7 protein-coding genes (1 of these 7 running past the window's edge) are annotated in these 8086 nt (G+C 36.3%); 3 read left to right on the plus strand and 4 right to left on the minus strand.

The window, feature by feature from the left end; genetic code table 11:
• Positions 1 to 238 precede the first annotated feature (238 nt).
• From MHH42_RS03630 to MHH42_RS03640, 3 genes are read right to left on the minus strand one after another with little or no spacing between them, the layout of a single operon-like run.
• A complete protein-coding gene (locus MHH42_RS03630) occupies positions 239 to 1639 on the minus strand; it encodes a nucleoside recognition domain-containing protein (RefSeq protein WP_016107568.1) in 1401 nt (466 codons plus the stop codon).
• Entirely contained in the window at positions 1617 to 2339 is a 723-nt protein-coding gene (locus MHH42_RS03635) for a FeoB small GTPase domain-containing protein (protein WP_016107569.1), read from the minus strand. Before MHH42_RS03635 ends, MHH42_RS03630 begins: the two co-directional genes overlap by 23 nt.
• Positions 2336 to 2593, minus strand: a complete 258-nt coding sequence (locus MHH42_RS03640) for a FeoA family protein (protein ID WP_000252995.1) — start codon at positions 2591 to 2593, stop codon at positions 2336 to 2338. The genes MHH42_RS03635 and MHH42_RS03640 overlap by 4 nt, the downstream gene beginning before the upstream one ends.
• Before the next feature lie 511 nt (positions 2594 to 3104).
• On the opposite strand from MHH42_RS03640, the gene MHH42_RS03645 reads away from it, so the two are divergent.
• From MHH42_RS03645 to pstA, 3 genes are all read left to right on the plus strand, one after another.
• Positions 3105 to 4007: a phosphate ABC transporter substrate-binding protein PstS family protein gene (locus MHH42_RS03645; protein WP_000245100.1), complete on the plus strand. Its 903-nt coding sequence runs from the start codon at positions 3105 to 3107 to the stop codon at positions 4005 to 4007.
• 70 nt (positions 4008 to 4077) lie between these two features.
• Positions 4078 to 4968, plus strand: coding sequence for a phosphate ABC transporter permease subunit PstC (gene pstC, locus MHH42_RS03650; protein WP_000676684.1), 891 nt, complete (start codon positions 4078 to 4080; stop codon positions 4966 to 4968).
• Positions 4969 to 4970: 2 nt separating this feature from the next.
• The gene (pstA, locus tag MHH42_RS03655) at positions 4971 to 5891 is read left to right on the plus strand and encodes a phosphate ABC transporter permease PstA (RefSeq protein ID WP_000994143.1); all 921 of its coding nucleotides are present in this window, start codon (positions 4971 to 4973) and stop codon (positions 5889 to 5891) included.
• Between the two features lie 221 nt (positions 5892 to 6112).
• On the opposite strand, the gene MHH42_RS03665 is transcribed toward pstA, so the two are convergent.
• Positions 6113 to 8086, minus strand: the 3' portion of a protein-coding gene (locus tag MHH42_RS03665; protein ID WP_000375557.1) for an efflux RND transporter permease subunit. 1071 nt of this gene lie beyond the right edge of the window; 1974 of the gene's 3045 nt are visible here — the last part of the coding sequence; the start codon falls outside the window, past its right edge; its stop codon occupies positions 6113 to 6115.

Here is an 8086-nt window from a genome sequence, read left to right on the forward strand (position 1 = left end):
GGGGCGCAGCCGTGGAAAGAAAAAAAGAAACCTGAATGATTTTCAGGTTTCTTTCGCGCAAAGCATATGTGGAGGGGGATACCTTCTATATATGCTTTGTTTTTCTCCCGCGTTAATGGGCAGTAAGACTTTTACCTAAAAAATTCGGTGGGAACAAGATGTTAGATAGGAAGTCAACTACCCGTACACGCCTGATTAGTGAGGGCGTGTACAGGCCCCTACTGAGTAAAGTTTCACTTTATACAAGCCCTAACCAATGTACCAATTGTGTAGAGAGGAATGTAACAACAATGGCGATAACGGTAGGGATTGCAAACGATAAGAATGTCCATTTTGCACTTTTTGTTTCTTTATATATGTTAACTAGTGTCGTTCCGCACGGGAAATGAAGAAGGGAGAACAACATTGTGTTTAACGCTGTTAACCAAGTCCAACCGTTTTCTAAGAATAGATTTTTAATCTGATTAAAATCATCTATTTCAGTTAAAGATCCAGTTGATAAGTAAGACATTAATAAAATCGGAATAACAATTTCATTAGCTGGTAGTCCAAGAATGAATGCAGCTAGAATAAAGCCGTCAAGTCCTAACGTTTTAGCGAATGGATCTAGGAAGTTTACAAAATACATAAGCAGGCTTGTGTCGCCGATGAAAATATTAGCGAGTAACCAAGTTAATGCAGCCGCAGGAGCAGCTACAACTATAGCTCGTTTTAAAACATAGATGGATTTATCGAGTGTTGCACGTACAATTGTATTCCAAATTTTTGGCTTACGGTACGGTGGTAACTCAAGTGTGTAGTGAGTTGGAACACCTTTTAAAGCTGTTTTCGATAGTACCCAAGAAACGGTTAACGTCATAATAACACCAATTACAACCATTCCAACTACAACGCCAGCAGTAACAAATGTTTGCATACTACCTGTATAACCAGCAGCCATAAATAGTGAAGCCATTAAAATTAGCATAGGCCAGCGACCGTTACATGGAACGAAGTTGTTTGTTAAGATAGCAAGCATACGTTCACGTGGCGATTCGATAATACGCGTTGACATAATGGCAGCTGCATTACAACCGAATCCCATTGCCATTGTTAAAGATTGTTTACCATGAGCACCAGATCGCTTAAATAAACGATCCATATTAAACGCAACACGTGGTAAGTATCCGTAGTTTTCTAATAGTGCAAACATAGGGAAAAAGATTGCCATAGGTGGTAACATAACGCTAATAACAGCACCGATACCACGGAATAAACCAAGTATTAAAATACCATGTAACCATTCAGGTGCATGCATTGCTTGGAACCAAGATGTTAAATATCCTTCTACCCATCCAAAGAACTCAGCAATCATATCAGATGGTACGTTAGCGCCTGCAATTGTAAGATAAAAAATGATAGATAAAATACCGAGCATAATTGGAAATCCCCAGATGGGAGATGTGAAAATTTTATCTAGTTTTTCGGAACGATACAATTTATCAGTATTTGTGTATTGAACAGATTCTTTACATATGCTTGCAGATGTTCGGTAAATATCTCCGACAATATCATCTCGTATATCTTCTTTTGATAGTGTTTGTGCATGTTGAATAATATAGTCCAATGGAAGAGCTTTACTGGCTGAGTGAGATTCCATTTATTACGACCTCCCTTACAAGTGGTTCATTATGGTGTTTTTGAAGTGTAGTTAAGAAATTTTTATCCCCATCTAATATACGTAACGCAATCCAGCGTGCTGGATACGCATCACCGAACACTTTATAAATTTGTGGTTCTAATTCCTGAATCATATTTTCGATTTTTTCGCTGTAAGTAATTTTAATTGGTGTTGGAATTATTTTTTTATTTGCTACTTTAGCGATGACATTTAGTAAATGCCCGATACCAATTCGGTTTCGAGCTGAAATCTTTACTACCGGTACACCGAGTGATGTTGCTAATTTCTTTTCATCAATAACGATGCCTTTTTTCTCAGCTTCATCAATTAAGTTAATACAAATAACTACGTTGCTCGTCATTTCCATCACTTGGAGTGCTAAATTTAAATTTCTCTCCATAGCAGTTGCGTCTATAACAACTACAGTGACTTCTGGCTTTTCAAAGATAATATAATCTCTCGCCACTTCTTCATCCGCAGAGTTTGAATATAGTGAGTAAGTTCCAGGTAAATCTATTAATGTATATTTATTTCCGTTATGTTCATATTCCCCTTCGGCCTTTAAAACAGTTTTTCCCGTCCAGTTTCCAGTATGTTGTTTTAAGCCTGTTAAAGTATTAAATAATGTACTTTTCCCGGTATTCGGGTTGCCAGCTAAAGCAATACGGTGGTTGCTCATCTGAAATCATCTCCTATTAATACCCCGAAAATAAGGGAGCTTTCTTCTTTACGCAGTGCAATAGTTGTATTGCTTACTTGATAAGCGACCGGATCTCCAAGTGGACTGCGCTGTAATACTTTAATCGTTGCCCCAGGGATAAACCCTAGATCTAATAAACGTCGTTTCATAGTTCCTTCTAATTGTATCTTCTCAATTTGTACAAACTCTCCTGTTTTAAATGCAGAAAGTGGTCTTGTATTAGCCGATACCATAAAAGTTACCTCATCTCTATATTGTTAGTTTAAGTTTAAAAAGTTTCCTTAGGTAAACTTTTTGCTACTAATATAGTAGACTACATTGAATGATGCTGTCAATTAGTACTTTAAAAATATTCAATTATTTTTAGAATTGTTCCAATTTATTTAGTTGTACTAAAAAAAAATACTGAAATTCTGTTTAATGTAAATAAAATGAGATTGTAAAAGTTAAAAATATAGTGGATTTGTAAATATATTTTTAACTAAAAGGTGAAAAGAAAGAAAAACATTTACATTGAGTTTACATTATTAAGAATAAATTTACATTACAGCTCGTTTAGTGTGGATTTTGTTGGGTTCTTTAACTACAAATGTTGGGATTCCTAGCTTTTTAGGATTATTATCGCCATTTACTTAAAATTAAAAATTGCTTAACACTCACATAATATTGTTGTCCTACAATGAATTTGTGTTCGAAAAAAGTAGACGAATGTGAAAAGTGATAATCCAAATGGGGGTACAAGACATGGTTATGAAAAAGGGTATTAAATTTTCTTTAGCAGCTTTAGTGGTAGCAGGAGCATTAGTTGGATGTGGGAAAGCAGAAGATACAGCTAGTAAAGATAATGCTAAAGGAAGCGATAATGCAAAACAAGAATTGTCAGGTACGATTGCAGCTGCAGGTTCTACAGCGCTTCAACCTCTTGCAGAGGAAGCTGGAAAGAAATTCATGGAGAAAAATTCAAAAGTTTCTATTCAAGTTCAAGGTGGCGGTAGTGGAACAGGGATTAACCAAGTAGCATCTGGTGCAGTACAAATTGGTAATTCGGATGTTCCATCTGGAGATAAAATAAAAGATGCTGATAAAGCAAAAGAATTAGTAGATAACAAAGTTGCGGGTATCGCATTCGCGCTTGTCGTAAATAAAGATGTAAAAGTTGATAACTTAACAGTACAACAAGTACAAGATATCTTCACTGGAAAAGTAACGAATTGGAAAGAGGTTGGCGGGAAAGACGAAAAAATCAACGTAATTAACCGTCCAGCTTCATCTGGTACACGTGCTACTTTTGAAAAGACAGTGATGAAAGACGCGAAAATTAATGATGGAACTGGTACGACACAAGATTCTAATGGTGCTGTAGAGCAAGCGATTAACTCTACTCCAGGTTCAGTGAGTTACTTAGCAATGTCTTACATGGTTGGTGAGAAAAAAGGTGCGCTACAAACGGTTAAAATTGATGGATCTGAACCAAAAGTTGAGAACATCGCTGCTGGTAAATATCCATTCTGGTCTTACGAGTACATGGTAACAAAAGGTGAGGCAAAAGAAGCAACAAAAGCTTACATTGACTATGTAAAAGGTAAAGATTTCGAAAAGCAAGTAGAAGATATGGGTTACATTCCGATGTCTAAATTAAATAAGTAATAAAATTTATGGGGCTGGCTGCAAGGTCAGTCCTGTTCATTTCAATTTATGAAGTGGGGTCTGTCCTGTGATGAAGGGGAAAAAACAAATAAATTACGTAAAGAGTGAATATATAGGAAGATCACTCGTTACGTTTTGTGGTATTTTTATTGTTTTAGTTACATTAGCTATTATTGCGTTTATTTGTGGTAAAGGAATACAATCTTTTACGCAAAGTGGTATCTCATTTACTGAGGTATTAACATCGACAAAATGGAATCCGAATGCTGACGAAGGAACCTTCGGAGCTGTAATTTTTATTATAGGTTCAACATTGGTTTCGATAGGTGCAGTTATTATTAGTGCGCCAATTGCTATAGCTCTTGCTATATTCATGAATTTAATTTCGCCGAAGTTCGGAAATAAAGTATTGAAGCCTGTTTTAGAACTATTAGTTGGTATTCCTTCAGTTGTATACGGATTATTAGGGGTTACGATTTTAGTGCCACTATTACGTGATTCGTTTGGAGGAGTGGGGTTTAGTTTAATTGCGGGTATTATTGTCCTAAGTATTATGATATTACCTACTATTGCTAGTATCGCTTCTGATGCAATACGCTCTGTTCCATTTGATTATTTAGAAGCTTCTTATGGTCTAGGATCAACGAAATGGCAAGCGATTAGTCGAGTGATCGTTCCTGCTGCAAAACAGGGGATTTTAACAGGTATAGTTTTAGGATTAGCGCGTGCTTTTGGTGAAGCGTTAGCGGTTCAAATGGTAATCGGGAACACGATTAAATTACCAGAAGGAATATATAGTCCAACAGCAACGTTAACAGGTATTCTGACAATGGATATGACGAATACATTGAACGGAACAGCTTGGAACAATGCGCTATGGACATTAGCGATGATTTTGCTTGTTATTTCATTCCTGTTTATTTTAGTAATTCGAGCGATTGGTCAAAGAGGTGAGCGATAATAATGAATGCAAGAACGGTAAATAAAGTTTGGACAGGTATCTTTTATGCGGTTGCGGCTTTAGTTGTAGCTTTGCTAGTGTTCTTAGTGTTTGAAATTTTACAAAAGGGATGGGGATTTTGGGATCCTAATTTCTTGTTTGGAGAACCAAGCAATACAAGAGCTGGTGGTGGGATTGGTCCGCAGTTATTCAATTCCTTCTATATGCTTGTTATAACGCTTATTATATCTATTCCTCTTGGATTAGGTGCTGGAATATATTTAGCGGAGTATGCAAAACAAGGTCGATTTTTAAGTTTTGTTCGTTTATGTATTGAAACAATGGCGTCTTTACCTTCTATTGTTGTTGGTTTATTCGGTTTGTTAGTGTTCGTTACAATGACAGGCTGGGGATACACGGTAATGGGTGGTGCTTTAGCTTTAACTATTTTAAACTTACCAGGTTTAACGCGTGTTTGTGAAAATGCGATTTCAGAAGTTCCTCATAATGTAAAAGAGGCGAGTCTTGGATTAGGTGCGACAAAGTGGCAAACGATCGCGCGTATTATTATCCCGTCGTCATTACCGCAAATTATTACAGGTGTTATTTTAGCGGCTGGCCGTATATTTGGTGAAGCAGCGGCATTAATTTACACAGCGGGTTTAACATCTCCAATTTTAAATTCAGCAGCGGACTTCTCAAGTCCTGCGCATCCTTTAAATCCATTTAGACCAGCTGAAACGTTAGCGGTTCATATTTGGAAGTTGAATTCTGAAGGGATTATCCCGGATGCGAAGTTGATTGCGACAAAATCTGCAGCTGTATTAATTATTATGGTATTACTATTCAATGTTATTTCACGCTTGATAGCATCTGTATTGCATAAGCGTTTTACAGGAACGAAAAGAAAAAGTAAAACGACGAAGAAGGTAAAAGCGGCATAAGTTATAAAGAAGAACTCTCTATTTATAAGTAGGGGGTTCTTTTTGTATTTTAATATAGAAGAAATGGATATAAAGGGGGGAGTAAAAGACCTTCAAATAACGAATATCTTATTGTAGACTTTGGTCAACCTATAGAGCGATATGCGCAAAAGAAGGATGGATTATATGGGTAAGTAAAGAAACGGCGTTATCTTCATTCGTGAAGATAACGCCTTTTTACTTTAAATATCAGGTGTTTCTGTAGAAGTACTGATTTTTCTGCGTGAACGTCTTTTTCTACCGATTTTATCCAGTAATTCGTACATAACAGGAACGACTACTAATGTAAGAACAGTTGAAACTGCCAAACCGCCGATTACAACAACTGCCAAACTTTTTGATACCATACTCCCTGCTTGAGATTGACCGAATAGGAGAGGGAGCATAGCAACGATTGTTGTTACAGCTGTCATAATAATTGGACGAAGTCTCGTGGACCCAGCTTCTAGTAAGGCGTCCCTTGTTTCCATGCCATTTTCTCGATTTTGTTGCACTCTTTCTATTAATACAATTGCATTTGTGACGACAATCCCAATTAACATTAATGCGCCAATTAAAGAATTTATATCGACAGGTGTTCTTGAAATGATTAATCCTAAAATACCACCGACAGCAGCTAATGGTAAGGAGAATAAAATTGCAAAAGGAGCACGCGCTTGCCCAAAGGTGATAACCATAATTAAATATACAATCCCAATTGCAATCCCCATGATTTTGAATAAATCTGTGAAGTTCTCTTGCATAGATTCAGTGGCGCCGGCGATATTTACTTTTGCTCCACTAGGTAAATCTAAGTTGGTTATCGCATTGTTTACTTCTGCGCTTACTTTACTTAAATCTTCACTTGAGGCTTCAGCAGTAATTTGAATTGTTTCTTTTCCGTCTTTATGGAAAATTTCTGTTTGAAGTTGTTTTTCTGAAATAGTTGCAATGTCCTTTAAAGGAATTGGTCCGTTAATAGGTGACAGTATGTTTGCGTTTAAAATATCTGTTTGTTTATTAATATTTTCTTTTTTGTGCTCTATCATAATAGTAGTTTTTTCATTGTTAATTGAAATTTCACCAATAGGCGATTTCTTCATAAGGAATGCTACTTGTTGTGCTGCTAATTCTGGGGTTAAACCTAATTGTTCGGCTTTTGTTTGATCAATATGAATTTGCCATTCTTTCTTAGAGTCTTCTAAATTCGTTTTTACTTTAGAGAGAGCATCCATACTCTTTAGTTTTGTTTCGACGATGTTAGCGGCTTTTTTTAGATTCGTTTCGTTAGTAGCAGTTACGTTAAATTGTAAATTGTTACCCCCACCAGAGCTTGAATAACTCGTTTTTATATAATCAAGTTCGGCAGGTTCAAAAGATTTATGATCTTTCTTTAAGTCTTTAATATATTGGTCGATATTAGACCCCTTTTTGAAGACTACAAATATACTGGCAAGATTATTTTTAGTCGTTTGCCCCCATTGTGCATCTTCTGCGCTAGATCCCATTCGTAAAATAACATCTGTTACATCAGGATTAGAGAGTAGTTTCTTTTCGAAGTCAAAGGCTTTTTGTTTTTGAGATTCAGAATTATAATCAGCTGGAAACGTCATATTAACGGATAACATTGTATCATCTTCGGACTTTATGTTCGATTTTGGTAGTAATATATATGCAGCGATTGATCCCGCAAATAATAAAAATGAAGTTAGTAGAATAATAAATTTATGAGAAAGAGCCCACTTTAATGTAGCTACATATCGTGGTGAAGAGCTCGGCTTGCGATGCTTTGTTTTTTTGAGTAGTAAAAAAGCCATAAGTGGAACAACTGTTAATGCGACGATTAAAGAAGAAAGGATTGAATATACAACTGCTAATACCATAGGTAACATTAATTTTCCGATTACTCCTGATACGAGGCCGATAGGTAAAAAAACAGCGACCGTTGTTAAAGTAGAAGAAGTGATTGCGACGGCAACCTCTTTCGTTGCATCGATAATAATATCTTTAGAGAAAGGTTCCTTTTGTAAACGGCGAAAAATATTTTCAATGACAACGATACTATCATCGACGAGACGTCCAACTGCAACTGCTAAGCCACCGAGAGTTAAAATGTTAAGTGTGATGTTAGATTGGTGTAGTAAAAAGAGTGTTAATAAAATAGATAATGGAATACT

It is taken from the genome of Bacillus sp. FSL L8-0099, from assembly GCF_038006385.1.
Lineage (GTDB): Bacteria > Bacillota > Bacilli > Bacillales > Bacillaceae_G > Bacillus_A > Bacillus_A toyonensis.

Excerpts from the sequence above, each read along its gene's own strand:
- MHH42_RS03630 (WP_016107568.1), bottom strand. The coding sequence starts at position 1,639 with ATGGAATCTCACTCAGCCAGTAAAGCTCTTCCATTGGACTATATTATT.
- MHH42_RS03635 (WP_016107569.1), bottom strand. The coding sequence starts at position 2,339 with ATGAGCAACCACCGTATTGCTTTAGCTGGCAACCCGAATACCGGGAAA.
- MHH42_RS03640 (WP_000252995.1), bottom strand. The coding sequence starts at position 2,593 with ATGGTATCGGCTAATACAAGACCACTTTCTGCATTTAAAACAGGAGAG.
- MHH42_RS03645 (WP_000245100.1), top strand. The coding sequence starts at position 3,105 with ATGGTTATGAAAAAGGGTATTAAATTTTCTTTAGCAGCTTTAGTGGTA.
- pstC (WP_000676684.1), top strand. The coding sequence starts at position 4,078 with ATGAAGGGGAAAAAACAAATAAATTACGTAAAGAGTGAATATATAGGA.
- pstA (WP_000994143.1), top strand. The coding sequence starts at position 4,971 with ATGAATGCAAGAACGGTAAATAAAGTTTGGACAGGTATCTTTTATGCG.